The following is a 15026-nucleotide window of genomic DNA, read 5'->3' as shown; positions in this document are numbered from 1 at the left end:
TAGACTAGAGAATGTGAAAAATAATTGGTTATATGAGGTGCAGGATGGGAAAAGAAAAATGGTGTTATATTAACTCTGGTCAATGTTCACCGGCATTTAATATGGCGTTAGATGAATGTTTATTAAATTGGCAAAGTGAAAAGAAAATGCCACCAACTATTCGCTTTTATGAATGGGAAGTACCAACATTAACAGTCGGATATTTCCAGCGTGTTGAAAAAGATATTAATATGGATGTAGTTAACGAAAAGAAATATGGATTCGTTCGTCGTCAAACAGGCGGCAGGGGTGTACTACATGATAAAGAATTAACGTACAGTGTTATTGTGTCTGAAGATCATCCAAATATGCCAAAAACAGTTACAGAAGCGTATCGTGTTATTTCGCAAGGTTTATTAGATGGTTTTAAAGCATTAGGGTTAGAAGCGTATTATGCAGTTCCAAAAACAGAAGCAGATCGTGAAAATTTAAAAAATCCACGTTCAGGCGTATGTTTTGATGCGCCGTCTTGGTATGAAATTGTAGTAGAAGGAAGAAAAATCGCAGGTAGTGCGCAAACACGTCAAAAAGGCGTTATTTTACAGCACGGGTCGATTCCATTAGAAATAGATTTAGATGAGTTATATGATCTGTTTTTATTCCCGAATGAACGTGTGAAAGAACGTATGAAGAGTATGTTCTCATCTAAAGCGGTAGCAATTAATGAATTAACAGACCGTACGTTTACAATCGAGCAGTTAATTAAAGCGTTTGAGGTTGGGTTTGAAAAAGGATTAGATGTAGAGCTTGTTCCGTATGAATTAACAGAAGAACAATTACATGAAGTGCAAACGTTAGCAAAAGAAAAGTATGAAAGTAAAGAATGGAATTATAAAAAATAAGAGGTGGCAATTGCCGCCTCTTATTTTTTATAGTAAATTAAGTACTTTTTCTACTTTGATTCCTTTATCTTGTAAAGAACGAAGGCGATTGACAACGTCCATAATTTCTTTGTCAAATGTAACGCTAATACCTTGGCTTTGTAGTTCTTCTTTTAAGCCTTCAATAGAATCATCTATGTCGATGCCAAGCTCGTAATCTTGACAAACTTCAATTGTCTTTTTCACGAGTTTCACATAATTTTCTTGTAGTTTTGAATTTGTTTCAGTCAAAGCAGGTTGCTTCGGTTTTGCAGGCGCGACCGGTGCTGTCTCTTGCTTTGTAACCGGAGTTGGTACTTCTCGTTTCACAGGTGCTGGAGTAGATAATTCCACAGCTGCTTCTACACTTACTGGCTTCGATGCCGGAGTAGGCTTCGGTGTTGGTGCTGTAGCAGGTGTTTCTACACGTGTAACAGGCTTTGGAGCAGGTGTAACTGCTTTTGGAGCTTCTACAACTACTTCTTTTTTCGGAGTAGCTTCTACAACTGTTTCTTCTTGTTCAGCAGCCTCTTTATTTTCTTTACTCCACATAACGCGTTCTATTTCTAGAGAAACATTATTTTTGTTCATCGCTGTTAATGTAACTTTACCAACTTCAGCGTTTCCAGTGAAATCAACAATTTTATAAATAACACTCTTGTTCCAATCCACGTTTCCGCTCAAAAATAATTCTTCGTTACATTTCGGCGTTAAGCCCTCGATTTTAATTTCTGCGTTTACACCGTTTTCACTATATACCATAATTAGCGAAGCATTTACATCTTCGTCTGCTAACATTAGTTCACGTACCATTTTGCCGGTGCGTACTTGCGTTTTCTTCTTAACTGACATCTAATTTCTCCTCTCAAAAATTCAGTAATAATAAAAAAATCGTATAACGAAAAATAATTGCTCACGAAGATTTATGATACCGATAATAAAAGCATCACGTCAACAATTAACTTTAATTATTTTGCATTTTTCTTATTTTCTTTATGAAATTTTTCAATTTGTAAAATTAGACAGAAGAAAAACAGCCTTTTGAAGGGCTGTTAAAATTTAGATGTTTTATATAAAAATTTGTATAAAATATAAAAAGAAAGTGTAACAAGGGCACCTTGCAAAATAGACAAATTATAAAATAAGTATGGACGTGTTTTGAAAAATACGTTTGAAAAAACTGATAAGATAAAAGGTATAAATACTGATAATAAGAGGAGTACTTTTTGTTTCCAGGAAACCATTATTGTAAAAGAAAAACGTCTAAATAAAGAAAAAGTTATGAAAGCGCCAATTGCTAAAACAATAGCAGATAATATTGTTCCAGGAATACTAAATGGGATTCCTGAAGTGTTTGTATTTGAAAATAATTTTTGCATAAGAGTAGTGAATGTATCGTATCCAATTTGAACAGATAATAATAAACTAACTGCAAACCCAATAACGGCAGCTTGTTGGAAAGAATTTTGATGTTCCGAAGACTTAATTAATTCATCGCAGTACGCTTTTAAATCTTCTCCGAAAATGTCATGTGCAGTTTTACCGTCTTCTTGCGCTTCTAAAAGATGATCCAATATTTCTAAAAGTAATTCTTCCATTTGTTTTTGTGGAACGCTAATAAGGCGTAAATAAATAAGCATATCACCATAAGCAGCTTCGTTTTCAGCTGTTAATAACTTTCTTTTTTCATTGTTTAACTGAACCATTTCTTTTTCGGTCATCGTATCGTTACTCCTTTTTAAAGTCTAAATATTCTCTTTTGAAGAAGATTTTGTATAGTGCATAGCAAGAGATAGCCAGTAAAGCGCCAATCCAAGGTGAGATTTGTAATGTAGTATAGGGCTGTTTAATAAATAAAAAGGAAATACCGATTAATAGTATCCATAGGCTATGGCGTATGAAAAATCCTCCAATATGCCTCCAAATAGTTGTTTTATTTTTAAATAAATCAGTATTTATAAAATCGAAAACAAAACGTATCATAAGATGTACGGACAATATAAATGCAAGCAGATAAATGAAATCGATGTGTACAAATTTAAAACGTGCTTCATTTGAAAATAAGGGAAATACCAATGCAATTACGGAAGAAACAGCAAAAAATATTGCTAATAAATAACTAGTTATAAATAAAGGAATCGATAATTGTTCCCATAAACTTGGCTTAGGTAGGGCAGCAATTAGTTCATCGCAGTATGCCTGTAAGTCATCGCCGAACATATCATAAGCATTTTTTTCTTCTTGCTGCCCTTCAATAAGGTGATCTAGAATTTCAATTAGCAATTCTTCCGCATGGTATTCTGGCACTTTAGCTAAGCGGATGTATATTAACATGTCGCTATAGGCGTTTTCATTTTCTGTAGTTAATAATTTACGCTTTTCGTTATTTAGTTCGATTAAATCTTTCGCTTCCATCCCCATCACTCCCCCTGTAATAAATTGTTCACCGTTGTTGAAACCATTCCCCAGCTTTGTTTAAATTCTTCAAGCTGTTCTAATCCTTTATCCGTTACGTGATAATATTTTCTCTTTGGCCCAAGTGAGGAGGCTTTTAATGTTCCTTCAATCAATTTTTCTTTTTGCATACGTAACAATAACGGATATATGCTTCCTTCACTTACGAATGTAAATCCGTGTTTATTTAATTTTGTACTCAGTTCATATCCGTACACTTCTTCTTGTGAAATGATGTATAGGATGCAACCTTCGAGTACACCTTTTAACATTTGGCTGTGCATGATTTCACCACCTTTTACTCAGGTAACTTGCTGTGCAAGGTAGCTGTTATCCAAATTGTAACATTCGGTAACTTGCAACGCAAGTTACCGAGGTGGAAAACTTTAATGCGTTTTAATTTTTCCGCGTTCCCCATACTAACGAGAGGAGGGAAGTATATGAAACCGTTTATGCCAAAACTCGTTTACTTTGAACCGAAGGCACTTGAATATCCACTTGGAAAAGAGCTGTATGAGAAGTTTACGAAGATGGGATTAGAGATTCGTGAAACGACATCCCATAATCAAATTCGAAATTTGCCGGGTGAAAATGATTTGCAAAAGTATCGTAATGCAAAAGCGACGCTTGTCGTTGGGGTGAGGAAGACATTAAAGTTTGATACGTCAAAACCGTCAGCTGAATATGCAATTCCGCTTGCAACAGGATGTATGGGACATTGTCATTATTGTTACTTGCAAACGACACTTGGGAGTAAGCCTTACGTTCGCGTGTATGTGAATCTTGATGAAATATTTGAGAAGGCACAGCAATATATGGATGAAAGAGCACCTGAAATAACAAGGTTTGAAGCTGCTTGTACATCAGATATCGTTGGGATCGATCATTTAACACATGCATTAAAGCGGGCGATTGAATTCATTGGAGAAAGTGAGCATGGGCGTTTACGTTTCGTTACGAAATATTCGCACGTTGATCATTTGTTAGATGCAAAACATAATGGGAAAACTCGTTTTAGGTTTAGTATTAATTCACGGTATGTAATTAAAAATTTTGAGCCGGGGACGTCACCCTTTGAAGAGCGTATTGAAGCAGCACGTAAAGTAGCAGGCGCTGATTATCCACTTGGTTTTATAGTTGCGCCACTTTATATGCATGAAGGATGGGAAGAAGGATACCGTGAATTATTTGAAAGACTGTACAATGCACTAAAAGATTTGTCCATACCGAATTTAACATTTGAATTAATTCAACATCGCTTTACAAAACCAGCAAAAAAGGTCATTCAGGAGCGTTATCCGAGTACGAAGCTTGAAATGGATGAAGAGAAGCGTAAATATAAATGGGGACGGTACGGCATCGGGAAATACGTATATAAAAAAGATGATGCGGAAGTATTGGAAGAAACAATAAGAGGCTATATATATGAGTTTTTTCCTGATGCAGAAATACAATACTTTACTTAAGAGGAGTCTGTATACAAATACAGATTCTTTTTTGTTTTATATATTTAGGCTTGTTTTCAACTTGTCACGTTATTCTTTCTGGTGTATCATTTTATTGATTGCTTCGTACGGAATGAGCAAAATGAAATTGGATGGAGGAAACCGATGCCTACCCCTAGTATGGAAGATTATATTGAACAAATTTATTTGTTGATTGATGAAAAGGGTTATGCCCGCGTATCTGATATTGCTGAAGCGCTTAGTGTACATCCATCCTCTGTAACAAAAATGGTGCAAAAATTAGACAAAGATGAATATCTAATTTATGAAAAATATAGAGGGCTTGTATTAACATCAAAAGGTAAAAAAATTGGAGAACGTCTCGTATACCGTCATGACTTGCTAGAGCAATTTATGCGTATTATCGGTGTGGATGAAAGTAAGATTTACAATGATGTAGAAGGAATTGAACATCATTTAAGCTGGGAAGCAATTGATCGCATTGGTGATTTAGTGCAATACTTTGAACAAGATGAGGTTCGAGTGGAAACACTTCGTGGCGTTCAAAAAGCAAATGAAGAGAAAAGTAATTAAGGGGAACGTATGTCGTTTCCTTTTTTATTTCAATCGAAAAGGATGGGAGAATTATGAAAGCAATTATTTTTGATTTTGATGGATTAATTGTGGACACAGAAACAATATGGTTTCACTCTTTCAGAGACGCCGTTCGTGAGTATGGTGGAGATTTACCTTTAGAGGAATTTGCAAAGTGTATTGGAACGACAGATGATGTACTGTATGCATATTTAAATGATCAATTAAAAGAGAAGTTTAACAAGCATGCATTAAAAGAAAAAGTGAAAACTTTACATAAAGAGAAAATGAAAATAACAGAAGCTCGTGACGGGGTAAAAGAATACTTACAAGAAGCGAAAGAAATGGGATTAAAAATCGCATTAGCTTCCAGTTCATCTAGAGAATGGGTTATTCCTTTTTTGGAAGAGCTACAAATTCGAGATTATTTTGAAGTCATTAAAACGAGAGAAGATGTTGAGAAGGTAAAACCAGATCCAGCACTTTACCGAGTGGCAATAGAAGGTTTAGGGATAGATTCGTCTGAAGCCGTTGTATTTGAAGACTCGTTAAACGGATTGAAAGCAGCAATTGCGGCAGGGTTAACGTGCGTTGTTGTACCGAATGATGTAACACGGAATTTACCCTTTGAAAATCATCATCTTCGAATTGAAAGTATGAAAGATAAAAGCTTGAAAGAAGTACTGCAAAATATAAAGAAAGACCGTATTTCCTAAAAGGAAGCACGGTCTTTCTTTTTGTTTTTTTTACCTTCAATGACAGTTAAATGAGATTGTTTTCTTTTTCGCTTTAAAGAAGAAAGATTCCCTTTTTTCCCTTTGTCATTAGAAGCGTTTGATTTAAAGAAAGAATTGCTTAGGGGTGCTACATTTTGTTTCCCATGCTTGCGGCTCGATTGTTTTGCAGCGCGCTTATATGAGCTTTGCGAATTTGCTGAACCGCTAGAGTTTGTAAACATTTTGTAGAGTAAATAAAAGATACCAACGACAGCCAACATGATACCAATATTTCTTAACACTCCCATTGGATCTGTAATGACAGATGAAACAAGGCCGAATATTGCTAATCCGATAATAAGCACAAATATAGCGAAAGTAAACGAACGACCGTTCATAAGGAACACCTCCTAAAAACATATATTAAAATTAGTATATTAACGATGAGGAAAGGAGTTGAACACCATTTTTAAATAATTATTGTTTGTTTTCTAAACGTAATAATTCTTCAAACGATGCAATGGCTACTTCCACTTGATCATCTGTTGGTTCTTTCGTTGTTAATAGTTGTAGCCATAATCCGGGATATCCAAGTATGCGTAATACTGGAATATCGCGTAATCGATTCGTAAATTGTAACACTTCAAAAGAAATACCGAGAACGACTGGAATTAATAAAATTCGGTTTAACACTCTGGCCCAAAGTGGATCTGTAGGGACAAGGAAATAAACAAACATTCCAATAATGACTGTAAATATAATGAAGCTACTGCCACAACGATAATGAAGGCGAGTTTGTTTTTGAACATTTTCTACAGTCAATGAAAGATTATTCTCATAGGCATTAATTACTTTATGCTCCGCACCATGGTACTGAAATACCCGCTTAATGAGTGGCGTTAAAGAAATAAAGTATATATAGCTCAATAATAACATGAGCTTAATGACACTTTCGACAATGATTTGCCCTGTATGAGATGGGAAAATCGGTCTCGTTAATTCAGCTAGTAATGCAGGAACTGCTGTGAAAATGACTTTACCGAATATGAAAGATAAAACGCCAACTGCTGCAACTCCTAATACCATCGTTAACTTCGATTGTTCTTCTTTTTTATTTGCAATTTGTTCATCTTCTTCTGGGTGAACATCAAATCGTTCTGAAGCAAAGTTTAAATGTTTTGCCCCGTTCGCGCTTGCATCCACAATAGCGGCAATCCCTCGTAAAAATGGGATTTTTTTCAGGATAGATAATGCTTTATTACGAACGCGTGGTAATCGATAAAATTCAATCGATTTATCTTTACGACGAACCGCTGTAACAGTATATTCTCTACCGCCAAACATAACTCCTTCTATGACTGCTTGCCCGCCATATATTTGTTTTGACTCTTCTGCCATGTTAACACCAACCTGTATTTGTTTCTCTCTTATGTAGAAAAAGAGGCAATTGTCATACTGGGTTCTGTCGTTTTGAAATAAGACAATCACCGAGTTTCCTTTATTTTATCGACAAATACAAGTAGATGACAAGGAAAAATGTTACGAGAGTCGGACATTTCTTATTCTTTTTATAGACAAATTTCGCAGTATTTAAACATGGTTCAAAATAGTTTCGGGCATACTATTGAGCGGAGGTGTTGATGTGAGTCAAGAACATATAGGAACAAGAAATTTTGTGCAAATTGGTTTATTTGGTGGACTCTTTTGGGGAGGAATATGGTATTTCCTTCATATATTTTCATTTACAGAAGCGGGACCGAACTATTTACTTCTACCATTTGCCTTTGGAAGTTGGAAAGAAGGGGTATGGGGAAATGTGTCAGGAATTGTTTGTATGGGACTACTTTCGATTTTAATTGCTTTTTTGTATAAAGCGTTTTTGGCAAAGTTTGAAGGAATTCTGCCAGGGATTATTTATGGTCTATTTTGGTGGGCGTTACTATTTTTCGGAGTGGGGTTAATAGCGCCTGCTATTAAAAGTGCACTCCATTTACCGAAAGAAACAATTGTGACGACGATATGCATTTTTATATTGTATGGTGTATTTATAGCATACTCTGTTTCTTACGCAGTAAATACCAATAAGGCCGAGCGAGAAGGGGAAGAGAAGACAAACTATTCAAACAAGTAACTCCTATGTTAAAATGTTATATAGACATTTAATATTAAGGGGTTTTAAGCATATGAAAAAGGTACTCCTCGTAAACGGTCCTAACCTAAATCGCCTCGGTGTCAGAGAGGTAAATGTATATGGAAAGGGCACGCTAGCGACACTTGAAGCAGATATGAAGCAAGAAGCAGAAACAATGGGAGTGGAGTTAGAATGTTTCCAATCGAATCATGAAGGTGCGATTATCGATCGTATTCATGAGGCAGAAGATATATATGAAGGGATCATTTTAAATCCTGGAGCATTTACGCATTATAGCTATGCGATTCGAGATGCAATTGCAAGCATTTCGATTCCTGTTATTGAAGTACATATTTCTAACATTCATCAGCGTGAGTCGTTCCGTCACGAATCTGTGACGGCAGCTGTTTGTGCGGGACAAATTGTTGGATTTGGTTTTTATGGCTATAAGTTAGCGTTATTTGCATTAATGGAGAAATTGAGGGAGGCATAAAGTAATGGAGAAAATCGAAAGATTAAGAAGTGCATTTGATGAGGTTGGTATTGACGGTATTTTATTAACAAATGAACATAGTCGTAGATATATGGCTAACTTCACAGGAACAGCTGGTGTTGTACTCATTTCGAAAAACCGCGCTCAATTTATTACAGATTTCCGTTACGTAGAGCAAGCTACTAAACAAGCGGTTGGATACGAGATTGTACAGCATGCGGGATTAATTATCGATGAAGTTGCAAAGCAAGTGAAAGAATTAGGAATTCAAAAGCTTGGCTTTGAGCAAGATACTCTTACATATAGTTCTTATTCAGCTCATAAAGAAGCGATCGATGCTGAATTTATCCCAACTTCTGGGCTTGTAGAAAAGTTACGCTTGATAAAGACTGATTCAGAGATTAAGATATTAAAGGAAGCTGCACAGATTGCAGATGCTGCCTTTGAACATATTCTATCATTCATTCGCCCGGGAGTATCTGAAATTGAAGTGTCAAATGAACTTGAATTTTTCATGAGAAAACAAGGAGCAACATCTTCTTCGTTTGATATTATCGTTGCTTCAGGTCTTCGTTCGGCATTACCGCACGGCGTGGCATCTGAAAAAGTGATAGAAACAGGAGATTTCGTTACATTAGACTTCGGCGCTTATTACAAAGGATATTGCTCTGATATTACTCGTACGATTGCAGTTGGTGAACCATCTGATAAATTGAAAGAAATTTATAATATCGTTTTAGAAGCACAATTACGTGGTGTGAACGGTATTAAAGCTGGTTTAACTGGCCGTGAAGCGGATGCGTTAACGCGTGATTACATAACGGAAAAAGGATACGGTGAATACTTCGGACATTCTACTGGTCATGGAATCGGTCTTGAAATCCATGAAGCACCAGGTTTAGCATTCCGTTCTGATACAGTACTTGAACCAGGTATGGCTGTAACAGTAGAGCCAGGTATTTATATTCCAGGTATTGGCGGCGTACGTATTGAAGATGATATCATTGTGACAAGTGAAGGTAATGAAGTAATTACGAAATCACCAAAAGAACTTATTATTTTGTAATACACAGGAGGATTTTTTTACATGATTTCAGTAAACGATTTTCGTACAGGTTTAACAATTGCAGTGGATAATGGCCTTTGGCAAGTACTTGATTTCCAACACGTAAAGCCAGGTAAAGGTGCTGCATTCGTTCGTTCTAAACTACGTAACCTTCGCACAGGTTCTGTTCAAGAGAAAACATTCCGTGCTGGTGAGAAAGTAGAAAAAGCACACATCGAAAACCGTCGTATGCAATACTTATACGCAAGCGGTGAGTCTCACGTATTTATGGATAACGGAACTTATGAGCAAATCGAACTTGGTGAAAAACAAATCGAGCGCGAGCTTAAATTCCTAAAAGAAAACATGGAAGTATCTATTATGACTTACCAAGGCGAAGTACTTGGTGTTGAACTTCCAAACACAGTTGAATTACAAGTTACAGAAACAGAGCCAGGTATTAAAGGTGATACTGCTTCTAACGTAACAAAACCAGCTACATTAGAAACTGGCCTTGTTGTACAAGTACCAATCTTCATTAACGAAGGCGAAACACTTATCATCAACACTGGTGAAGGTAAATACGTTTCTCGTGCATAGTAGAAAAGCACTCGTGATTATCACGAGTGCTTTTTTTATAGAAAATAGGGCAAATAATAAATAGTAGTTATTATAAAACTGAAAGCTGTAAGACTAGCAGCACCTGTTGTGTAAGGACCCCATGTCATTTGAAAAGGTTTTACTGTACCTGTTTTATATATAGTGTGATCAATGTTGTTATTTTGGCTTATATTTAAAGCAACGAGCCAAATTGCCCCGAATATCGCTAAACTACCAAGGAAAAAGGCTTCCATGAATGACCAGCCGACCAATGATGAAAAAAGATAAATAAGAGTTACTTCTACTACGATTGTTAAACTAATTTTTAATCTCTTCATATTTTTCCTCCTCATTCTGTAATTCCAACCAGTTTAAAAATTTTTCACGTGACACGACGTGCAGAGAGCAAGGTGACCTTACTTCTTTCTCTAGTGCAGCGTGTTCGTCTGGAAATTTGTTTTCCACATGCAATGAAATATAAGGTAGTTTTTCTTGTGCTTTTAAAGAGCGAATATTATTCGTTTTAGCACCAGCAAATACATAGGAAAGTTGTAAGTCTAAAAAAGCAATCTTAAAAATTTCTTTTTTTGCAGCCTCATTATATCCTTTTCCCCAGTATGGATAGCCGAGCCAGCTGCCAATGTGAGATTGTTTCTTCTCATAATTAATATGTTTAAGTGTGGTGAGACCAATTATTTCATTCTCTGCATTTACAATCACTCTCGATAAAGACTTCTTTTGGTGTTCTTCTTCTATGGCGAAAAGAAGGAATGCTTTCGTGTCTTCGATTGTTTCTACTTTTATTCCTAATGCGTTTTTTACATGTGGATCACTTGATAGCTTGAAAATCGCATTTGCATAACGGAAATCGAGTGGTAGTAAAGTAACTCGTTGCATCATTTTCCCTCCTTTTCAATAAATATACCATAAAATACCATTATTATTAAGAATATTCAAATTATTATAGGCGGTAGATAAAAATTATGTTTTTAATTCTGAAATAGACAACCTCTGCATATGGTTGTACAAATATATTCTTTTTTAGCACATGCACTAGTAACCGTTATGGGAGAAGGTGGGAGAATGAAACAGTGGCTAGCGGCAATGGAAACATCTGTGCTTGTAATGGGGCTACTTCGGTTGTTTTCAGGTAGCGCGGAAATATTCGCCGCTTTGCTTATGCTTTATGTGAATGATGCGAAGAAAGCATTGTTTATAAATGGTATGTTGGCGTTTGTTGGACCGACCGTATTAATTTTAACAATGACAATAGGCATAGCGAGTGTGGCAAGTGAGATCTCTTTCTTGAAACTCTTTTTTCTAGCGCTTGGAATTGGCTGCATTTTTATCGCGTTGTTGAAATAAGTAAGTCGAGTATAGTGGGGCGAAGCTGATGAAAGAAGTATTAGAAGTTTTACCAAAAACGATGAAGCAGTTAGTGGAAAATTGTAAGCAGTACGATGCTCTAGAGGAAATCCGTGTTCGAATTGGAAGACCGCTAGAGTGTATTGCTCAAGGTGAAGTGTTTTTTTATGACTATATCGTTACAGCAGAGGATGCTATTTACTTATTGAATAAGTTAAGCCACTTCTCAATTTATACAATGGAAGAAGAATTAAAGCGTGGGTATGTGACACTCCGAGGTGGGCATAGAATAGGCTTAGCAGGAAAAGTTATTACAGAAAAAAGCACAGTGAAAATGATTCGAGATGTCTCTTCTTTTAATATTCGTATTGCTCGTCAAAAAATAGGCATTGCTGAACCACTTTTACCGTATTTGTATGAATCACGATGGTTAAACACGATGGTAATTGGCCCGCCACAAACGGGAAAAACAACACTTTTAAGAGATGTAGCGCGTTGCATGAGTCAAGGTGTAAGTACTTCGAAAATTCCTTCTTGTAAAGTCGGGATTGTTGATGAACGGTCAGAAATTGCTGGCTGTGTGAAAGGTATCCCGCAATATGACTTTGGCACACGAGTAGATGTGTTAGATGCATGTCCAAAAGCTGAAGGAATGATGATGATGATCCGTTCTATGAGCCCAGATATATTAATTGTGGATGAAATTGGTCGTAAAGAAGATAGTGAAGCAATTATGGAGGCTGTACATGCAGGGGTTCAGCTTTTTATAAGTGCACATGGATTTTCCTATGATGATGTTGTGAAACGCCCATCATTAAAGGCAGTGCTAGAGCTCGGCATTTTTGATAGGTTTGTGGAATTGTCAAAAGCAAGAGGGCCAGGAACAGTTATGCAAGTGAAAGATAAGAATGGAAAATCGGTATTACCTCATAGAAAGGCTGAGGGCGTATGGTGAAAATATTTGGTGCAGTGTTAATCGTTGCGGTCAGCACCTTTTTCGGGTTTTCATACGCCAAAAGATATAGTGAGAGACCGAGGCAACTTAGATTATTAAAAGCGGCACTGCAATCATTAGAGGCAGAAATTATGTATGGGCATACACCGTTGTCTGAAGCTGCTGAGCGATTAGTGAAACAAATGCCGAAGCCGTTAAATTGGATATTTCAAAGTTTCGCTAGCAGGCTAGAAAGTGGAGAACAAACAGTTAGAGAAGCTTGGATAGATAGTTTGAAAGAAAATTGGAAGCTAACAGCATTTCAACAAACTGAGTATGAGATTTTGCAGCAATTTGGTGAAACGCTCGGACAACATGATCGTGAATCACAACAAAAACATATTCGGTTATGTATTACACATTTAGAGAGAGAAGAAGAAGAAGCGAAAGTATTACAGCTGCAATATGAAAAGATGATTAAGAGCTTAGGAGTACTAGCGGGGCTACTTATTGTAATTTTACTGCTATAGGGGGGAGAAAGGCGATGTCCATTGATGTTGGATTAATATTTCAAATCGCCGGAATCGGCATTGTTTTAGCTTTCATTCATACTGTACTAAAAGAATTAAAGCGTGAGGATATTGCAAATTGGGTTATCCTCGTCGGTTTTGTCGTTATTTTATTTCATGTCGCATTTTTAATTAATACACTATTCGACAAGATTAAAAGTGTCTTTCTCTTCCAGTAAAGGGGGCGGTTCGAATCGAAATTATACAAATTGTCGGATTAGGCCTCGTTGCTACGTTTTTAGCGGCTGTATTGAATCAGCATAAATCTAGCATTACGTCATTATTTATTGTGTTCGTAGGTAGCGTAATGTTCCTTCTTTTAATCGATCAAATTCACGCTATTTTACAAATGATTGAGAGAGTAGCGAGTGAAGCGAAAGTTAGCAACGTATATGTAGAAACGTTGCTAAAAATTATTGGGATTGCTTATATCGCTGAGTTTGGAGCGCAAATTACAAAGGATGCAGGACAGGGGGCAATCGCTTCGAAAATTGAATTAGCTGGAAAGATTTTAATTCTCGTTATGGCGATCCCTATTTTGACGGTTGTAATTGAAACTATTCTCGGATTTTTACCGACGGGATAAGGGGGAGTGAATGTTGAGGGGGTTTGGAGCTAAGCTGCTATTTGCTTGCTTCCTTTTCTTTTCTTTACCGGTTGTTGTACAAGCTTCTCCTGTAGAGACAAACGTCGTTGATCAACAATTGGATAAGCTCGGAATTGAAGATGTGAAGCAATTTTGGGACGGGCTTGTTACAAAATATGGAGGTTACTTACCAGAGAGTCAAAAAGGTAGCTTTATGGAGTTTGTAAAGGGAGAAAAAGAAATCTCTATAAAAGAGTGGATGCTAGGTTTATTAAAGTACTTATTTCACGAACTTGTTGCAAATGGGAAACTACTCGGAACGCTCATTATGCTCACAATTTTTAGTGCATTGTTGCAATCACTGCAATCTGCATTTTCAAAGAGTAGCGTAAGTAAAATAGCCGATGCAGTTGTATATATGGTGCTAATTATTTTCGCTTTAAATAGCTTTTATGTCGTTATGACATATGCAAGAGAAACGATACAAACAATGGTAGATTTCATATTAGCGTTATTACCTATCTTGCTTGCACTCATAGCGACAGGTGGTGGCGTTGTATCCGTATCGTTTTTTCATCCGATTATCATCTTCTTAATGAATACGAGTGGGCTTTTGATGAATTATATCGTTCTACCACTTTTATTACTTGCAACGATATTAAGTATTGTAAGTACGATGAGTGATCAATATAAAGTTACGAAATTGTCCAAGCTTCTGCAAAACGTTAGCGTCGGGATTATCGGTATCTTTTTAACGATTTTTTTAGGCGTATTATCTGTACAAGGAACAGCGACAGCTGTTGCGGATGGAATCGCTGTGAAAACAGCTAAATTTGTAACAGGAAACTTTATTCCCGTAGTAGGAAGAATGTTTACAGAGGCGGCGGATACAGTTATTAGTGCGTCGGGATTATTAAAAAACACAGTCGGAATTATCGGACTCGTCATTCTATGTTTAATTGTCGCTTTTCCAGCGATTCAAATTTTTTGCATCGCATTTATTTATAAGTTCGCAGCGGCAGTATTGCAACCAGTTGGCGGCGGAGCAATCATTCAATGTTTAGATATCATTGGACGGAGCATCATTTATGTATTTGCTTGCTTAGCTATCGTATCGTTTATGTTCTTTTTAAGTATCACAATTATTATTGCTGCGGGGAACATTACACTTATGATGCGGTAGGAGGTGAAGGGT

22 protein-coding genes are annotated in these 15026 nt (G+C 36.6%); 14 read left to right on the top strand and 8 right to left on the bottom strand.

Annotation, left to right across the window (positions count from 1 at the left end):
* Positions 1-44: 44 nt before the first annotated feature.
* Positions 45-881: a lipoate--protein ligase family protein gene (locus tag PDQ40_RS11925; RefSeq protein ID WP_000514079.1), complete on the top strand. Its 837-nt coding sequence runs from the start codon at positions 45-47 to the stop codon at positions 879-881.
* A gap of 27 nt (positions 882-908) precedes the next feature.
* On the opposite strand, the gene PDQ40_RS11920 is transcribed toward PDQ40_RS11925, so the two are convergent.
* From PDQ40_RS11920 to PDQ40_RS11905, 4 genes are all read right to left on the bottom strand, one after another.
* Positions 909-1751 (bottom strand): hypothetical protein, encoded by an 843-nt coding sequence (locus PDQ40_RS11920; RefSeq protein ID WP_076874713.1) that lies wholly within the window; start codon positions 1749-1751, stop codon positions 909-911.
* Positions 1752-1951: 200 nt separating this feature from the next.
* The gene (locus PDQ40_RS11915; RefSeq protein ID WP_270691427.1) at positions 1952-2620 is read right to left on the bottom strand and encodes a DUF1048 domain-containing protein; all 669 of its coding nucleotides are present in this window, start codon (positions 2618-2620) and stop codon (positions 1952-1954) included.
* Positions 2621-2627: 7 nt separating this feature from the next.
* The gene (locus PDQ40_RS11910; protein WP_270691426.1) at positions 2628-3314 is read right to left on the bottom strand and encodes a DUF1129 family protein; all 687 of its coding nucleotides are present in this window, start codon (positions 3312-3314) and stop codon (positions 2628-2630) included.
* A gap of 5 nt (positions 3315-3319) precedes the next feature.
* The gene (locus PDQ40_RS11905; protein ID WP_000556083.1) at positions 3320-3637 is read right to left on the bottom strand and encodes a PadR family transcriptional regulator; all 318 of its coding nucleotides are present in this window, start codon (positions 3635-3637) and stop codon (positions 3320-3322) included.
* Positions 3638-3793: 156 nt separating this feature from the next.
* Here PDQ40_RS11905 and splB point away from each other — a divergent pair, with 156 nt between their 5' ends.
* From splB to PDQ40_RS11890, 3 genes are all read left to right on the top strand, one after another.
* The gene (gene splB, locus PDQ40_RS11900; RefSeq protein ID WP_000802117.1) at positions 3794-4819 is read left to right on the top strand and encodes a spore photoproduct lyase; all 1026 of its coding nucleotides are present in this window, start codon (positions 3794-3796) and stop codon (positions 4817-4819) included.
* 144 nt (positions 4820-4963) lie between these two features.
* Positions 4964-5392, top strand: coding sequence for a transcriptional regulator MntR (gene mntR, locus PDQ40_RS11895; protein ID WP_001143073.1), 429 nt, complete (start codon positions 4964-4966; stop codon positions 5390-5392).
* Positions 5393-5445: 53 nt separating this feature from the next.
* Positions 5446-6108: an HAD family hydrolase gene (locus PDQ40_RS11890; protein ID WP_000643907.1), complete on the top strand. Its 663-nt coding sequence runs from the start codon at positions 5446-5448 to the stop codon at positions 6106-6108.
* On the opposite strand, the gene PDQ40_RS11885 is transcribed toward PDQ40_RS11890, so the two are convergent.
* On the bottom strand, positions 6105-6506 hold the full coding sequence (locus PDQ40_RS11885; protein ID WP_001014446.1) for an SA1362 family protein: 402 nt from the start codon (positions 6504-6506) through the stop codon (positions 6105-6107). The genes PDQ40_RS11890 and PDQ40_RS11885 overlap by 4 nt on opposite strands.
* Before the next feature lie 79 nt (positions 6507-6585).
* The gene (locus tag PDQ40_RS11880) at positions 6586-7506 is read right to left on the bottom strand and encodes a DUF1385 domain-containing protein (RefSeq protein ID WP_000797109.1); all 921 of its coding nucleotides are present in this window, start codon (positions 7504-7506) and stop codon (positions 6586-6588) included.
* 244 nt (positions 7507-7750) lie between these two features.
* Between PDQ40_RS11880 and PDQ40_RS11875 the strand changes: the two genes are divergently transcribed.
* From PDQ40_RS11875 to efp, 4 genes are read left to right on the top strand one after another with little or no spacing between them, the layout of a single operon-like run.
* Positions 7751-8239 (top strand): YqhR family membrane protein, encoded by a 489-nt coding sequence (locus PDQ40_RS11875; protein WP_000076575.1) that lies wholly within the window; start codon positions 7751-7753, stop codon positions 8237-8239.
* 52 nt (positions 8240-8291) lie between these two features.
* On the top strand, positions 8292-8732 hold the full coding sequence (aroQ, locus tag PDQ40_RS11870; protein ID WP_000757087.1) for a type II 3-dehydroquinate dehydratase: 441 nt from the start codon (positions 8292-8294) through the stop codon (positions 8730-8732).
* Positions 8733-8736: 4 nt separating this feature from the next.
* Entirely contained in the window at positions 8737-9798 is a 1062-nt protein-coding gene (gene pepQ, locus PDQ40_RS11865) for a Xaa-Pro dipeptidase (protein ID WP_270691425.1), read from the top strand.
* A 21-nt stretch (positions 9799-9819) separates the two neighbouring features.
* The gene (gene efp, locus PDQ40_RS11860; protein ID WP_000626512.1) at positions 9820-10377 is read left to right on the top strand and encodes an elongation factor P; all 558 of its coding nucleotides are present in this window, start codon (positions 9820-9822) and stop codon (positions 10375-10377) included.
* 35 nt (positions 10378-10412) lie between these two features.
* Here the strand turns inward: efp and PDQ40_RS11855 are convergent, their stop codons facing one another.
* Positions 10413-10715, bottom strand: coding sequence for a hypothetical protein (locus PDQ40_RS11855; RefSeq protein WP_000825746.1), 303 nt, complete (start codon positions 10713-10715; stop codon positions 10413-10415).
* Positions 10696-11274: a GNAT family N-acetyltransferase gene (locus PDQ40_RS11850; RefSeq protein WP_001190070.1), complete on the bottom strand. Its 579-nt coding sequence runs from the start codon at positions 11272-11274 to the stop codon at positions 10696-10698. The genes PDQ40_RS11855 and PDQ40_RS11850 overlap by 20 nt, the downstream gene beginning before the upstream one ends.
* A 186-nt stretch (positions 11275-11460) precedes the next feature.
* On the opposite strand from PDQ40_RS11850, the gene PDQ40_RS11845 reads away from it, so the two are divergent.
* The 6 genes from PDQ40_RS11845 to spoIIIAE are packed head-to-tail and all read left to right on the top strand — an operon-like array spanning position 11461 to position 15014.
* Positions 11461-11742, top strand: coding sequence for a YqhV family protein (locus PDQ40_RS11845; protein ID WP_000816054.1), 282 nt, complete (start codon positions 11461-11463; stop codon positions 11740-11742).
* A 28-nt stretch (positions 11743-11770) separates the two neighbouring features.
* Entirely contained in the window at positions 11771-12697 is a 927-nt protein-coding gene (gene spoIIIAA / locus PDQ40_RS11840; RefSeq protein WP_095843135.1) for a stage III sporulation protein AA, read from the top strand.
* Entirely contained in the window at positions 12691-13206 is a 516-nt protein-coding gene (spoIIIAB, locus tag PDQ40_RS11835; RefSeq protein ID WP_240813977.1) for a stage III sporulation protein SpoIIIAB, read from the top strand. Before spoIIIAA ends, spoIIIAB begins: the two co-directional genes overlap by 7 nt.
* Positions 13207-13220: 14 nt before the next feature.
* Positions 13221-13424, top strand: a complete 204-nt coding sequence (gene spoIIIAC / locus PDQ40_RS11830) for a stage III sporulation protein AC (RefSeq protein ID WP_000020914.1) — start codon at positions 13221-13223, stop codon at positions 13422-13424.
* Between the two features lie 23 nt (positions 13425-13447).
* Positions 13448-13831 carry a stage III sporulation protein AD gene (gene spoIIIAD, locus PDQ40_RS11825; protein WP_077317075.1) on the top strand — a complete coding sequence of 128 codons (384 nt, stop codon included), beginning with the start codon at positions 13448-13450 and terminating at the stop codon, positions 13829-13831.
* Positions 13832-13841: 10 nt separating this feature from the next.
* Positions 13842-15014, top strand: a complete 1173-nt coding sequence (gene spoIIIAE / locus PDQ40_RS11820) for a stage III sporulation protein AE (RefSeq protein ID WP_000943695.1) — start codon at positions 13842-13844, stop codon at positions 15012-15014.
* Positions 15015-15026 lie beyond the last annotated feature (12 nt).

It is taken from the genome of Bacillus cereus group sp. Bc061, from assembly GCF_027715825.1.
Taxonomy (GTDB): domain Bacteria; phylum Bacillota; class Bacilli; order Bacillales; family Bacillaceae_G; genus Bacillus_A; species Bacillus_A paranthracis.
This window is presented reverse-complemented; position numbering and strand designations above follow the sequence as displayed.

Bases quoted from the DNA above. Each gene is read 5' to 3' on its own strand.
- PDQ40_RS11925 (WP_000514079.1), top strand. From the start codon at position 45: ATGGGAAAAGAAAAATGGTGTTATATTAACTCTGGTCAATGTTCACCG.
- PDQ40_RS11920 (WP_076874713.1), bottom strand. From the start codon at position 1,751: ATGTCAGTTAAGAAGAAAACGCAAGTACGCACCGGCAAAATGGTACGT.
- PDQ40_RS11915 (WP_270691427.1), bottom strand. From the start codon at position 2,620: ATGACCGAAAAAGAAATGGTTCAGTTAAACAATGAAAAAAGAAAGTTA.
- PDQ40_RS11910 (WP_270691426.1), bottom strand. From the start codon at position 3,314: ATGGAAGCGAAAGATTTAATCGAACTAAATAACGAAAAGCGTAAATTA.
- PDQ40_RS11905 (WP_000556083.1), bottom strand. From the start codon at position 3,637: ATGCACAGCCAAATGTTAAAAGGTGTACTCGAAGGTTGCATCCTATAC.
- splB (WP_000802117.1), top strand. From the start codon at position 3,794: ATGAAACCGTTTATGCCAAAACTCGTTTACTTTGAACCGAAGGCACTT.
- mntR (WP_001143073.1), top strand. From the start codon at position 4,964: ATGCCTACCCCTAGTATGGAAGATTATATTGAACAAATTTATTTGTTG.
- PDQ40_RS11890 (WP_000643907.1), top strand. From the start codon at position 5,446: ATGAAAGCAATTATTTTTGATTTTGATGGATTAATTGTGGACACAGAA.
- PDQ40_RS11885 (WP_001014446.1), bottom strand. From the start codon at position 6,506: ATGAACGGTCGTTCGTTTACTTTCGCTATATTTGTGCTTATTATCGGA.
- PDQ40_RS11880 (WP_000797109.1), bottom strand. From the start codon at position 7,506: ATGGCAGAAGAGTCAAAACAAATATATGGCGGGCAAGCAGTCATAGAA.
- aroQ (WP_000757087.1), top strand. From the start codon at position 8,292: ATGAAAAAGGTACTCCTCGTAAACGGTCCTAACCTAAATCGCCTCGGT.
- pepQ (WP_270691425.1), top strand. From the start codon at position 8,737: ATGGAGAAAATCGAAAGATTAAGAAGTGCATTTGATGAGGTTGGTATT.
- efp (WP_000626512.1), top strand. From the start codon at position 9,820: ATGATTTCAGTAAACGATTTTCGTACAGGTTTAACAATTGCAGTGGAT.
- PDQ40_RS11855 (WP_000825746.1), bottom strand. From the start codon at position 10,715: ATGAAGAGATTAAAAATTAGTTTAACAATCGTAGTAGAAGTAACTCTT.
- PDQ40_RS11850 (WP_001190070.1), bottom strand. From the start codon at position 11,274: ATGCAACGAGTTACTTTACTACCACTCGATTTCCGTTATGCAAATGCG.
- PDQ40_RS11845 (WP_000816054.1), top strand. From the start codon at position 11,461: ATGAAACAGTGGCTAGCGGCAATGGAAACATCTGTGCTTGTAATGGGG.
- spoIIIAA (WP_095843135.1), top strand. From the start codon at position 11,771: ATGAAAGAAGTATTAGAAGTTTTACCAAAAACGATGAAGCAGTTAGTG.
- spoIIIAB (WP_240813977.1), top strand. From the start codon at position 12,691: ATGGTGAAAATATTTGGTGCAGTGTTAATCGTTGCGGTCAGCACCTTT.
- spoIIIAC (WP_000020914.1), top strand. From the start codon at position 13,221: ATGTCCATTGATGTTGGATTAATATTTCAAATCGCCGGAATCGGCATT.
- spoIIIAE (WP_000943695.1), top strand. From the start codon at position 13,842: ATGTTGAGGGGGTTTGGAGCTAAGCTGCTATTTGCTTGCTTCCTTTTC.